2 protein-coding genes are annotated in these 1,805 nt (G+C 75.1%); both read right to left on the bottom strand.

Annotated elements, in window-relative coordinates; translation table 11 throughout:
- Positions 1–131: 131 nt before the first annotated feature.
- On the bottom strand, positions 132–1,496 hold the full coding sequence (locus tag A2U95_RS21515) for a maltokinase N-terminal cap-like domain-containing protein (RefSeq protein WP_166025802.1): 1,365 nt from the start codon (positions 1,494–1,496) through the stop codon (positions 132–134).
- A 25-nt stretch (positions 1,497–1,521) separates the two neighbouring features.
- Positions 1,522–1,805, bottom strand: a 284-nt coding sequence (locus tag A2U95_RS21510) for an alpha-glucosidase C-terminal domain-containing protein (protein WP_166025800.1), incomplete at its 5' end; no start/stop codon positions are given.

Here is a 1,805-nt window from a genome sequence, read left to right as displayed (position 1 = left end):
CGCCCGGCCGCCGTCGGCCGTGCCCGCGCCGCCCCCGCCCGCCTCGGCGGGGACGGCGGCCGCGGCGGTGGTGCCGGGCCGGGGGGCGGACGGCTCGGGGGGAGCGGTCTCACGCAGTGCCATGGTCGGGTTCAGCCTCCTAGAACGGCGAGACGCCGGATCGCTGCCATCGGAACGGGGAGCCAGTCGGGTCGGTGCCGGGCCTCGTAGAGCACCTCGTACACCGCCCGGTCTGTCTCGTAGGCGCGCAGGACGCCGGGCTCGTCGCGGGGGTCCCACCCCGAGCCGAGCGCGTACCCCGCGCAGTAGGCGTCACGGCAGTGCCGGGCCCACTCGGGATGCCACGGCCGGCGGGTGCGGGCCGCGTAGTCGAAGGAGCGGAGCATGCCCGCCACGTCCCGCACCGGGGACTGGGCGCTGCGCCGCTCCGCCAGTGGCCGGGACGGCTCGCCCTCGAAGTCGATGACGAACCACTCGCTCCCTGCCCGCAGGGCCTGGCCCAGGTGCAGGTCGCCGTGGATGCGCTGGGCCGGCCGGTCCGCCTCCAGCGAGGCGAACGCCGCCGACAGTCCCGGCACGTAGGGCCGCAGGTCGGGGACGGCGCGGGCGGTGGCGTGCAGCCGCTCGGTCATCTCCTGCGCCAGCCGGCCCTTCTGCGGCGCCGCCTCGGGGCCGAGCGGACCGCGCGGGAAGGCGGCCGCCAGCGCCTGGTGCACCTCGGCGGTGGCCCGCCCCAGGGCGTGGGCCTCACGGGTGAAGTCGTTCTCCGCGGCCAGCGCGTTGAGGCCGAGCGTCCAGCCGTCCGTCGCGGACGGCAGGAACGGCTGGAGCACGCCGAGGGTCGCCTCGAAGGGCTGCGAGGTGCGGAACCAGGCGGTCGGCGCCGGGACCCGGGTGCAGCCCGTCCGCGCCAGCGCCCACGGCACCTCCCAGTCCGGGTTGATGCCGGGCTGGATGCGGCGGAACACCTTCAGGATGTACTGGTCGCCGTAGACCAGGGAGGTGTTGGACTGCTCGGCCGCGAGCAGCCGGGGGGCGAGACCGGCCGGCAGGCTGACGCTGGTGTCCCGTTCGAAGCTGAGCGGCCCGGTGGTGCCCGGGTGGCGCAGCCGGTCGAGCAGCAGGGCCGCGGAGCGGGGTTCGCGCAGCGCGTCGTAGACGGCCAGGCCGGCCAGCGGGCCGGCGTTCGCCCGGCCGATGAACGCCTCGGCCAGCCGGGGCGGCAGCTCCCGCCGCGCTCCCAGCAGCAGCTGGTAGCAGTCGCCGGGACGGGAACCGCCCGGGGTGGGCGGACCGGTGTGCTCGGCGTGCACCAGCAGGTGCAGGCAGCCCGGGTGCAGCTCCGTCATGGACAGCAGCTTCAGGTCCGTCACGGGCCGGTCCTTGCCCGCGAACCAGCGCTGCTGGGGCAGCCACTCGAGCAACAGCCCCTTGAGGGAGGCCATGGGCTCGGCGGCGACCGGGCGGGCTGTGCGGAGCGGTGCTGTCTTCGTCATGGCGTGTCCTTTCGCGGGCTCAGGCTCACAGTCGTCGGCTGGCGCGGGGTGCGACTCGGACGAGCCGGAACCAGTAGAAGCCGTGGCCCGCCAGGGTCAGCAGGTACGGCAGCTCGCCGATGGCCGGAAAGCGGACTCCGCCGAACAGCTCGACCGGGTGGCGCCCTTCGAAGGCGCTCAGGTCGAGTTCGGTGGGCTGGGCGAAGCGGGAGAAGTTGTGCACGCACACGACGGTGTCGTCCTCGTACTCGCGCAGGAAGGCGAGCACGGCCGGGTTGGAGGAGGGGAGTTCGGTGTAGGCGCCGAGGC

The organism is Streptomyces chilikensis (assembly GCF_001642695.1).
Taxonomy (GTDB): domain Bacteria; phylum Actinomycetota; class Actinomycetes; order Streptomycetales; family Streptomycetaceae; genus Streptomyces; species Streptomyces chilikensis.
The sequence above is the reverse complement of the archived record's forward strand: the minus strand, read 5'-3'. Positions and strand labels throughout refer to the sequence as shown.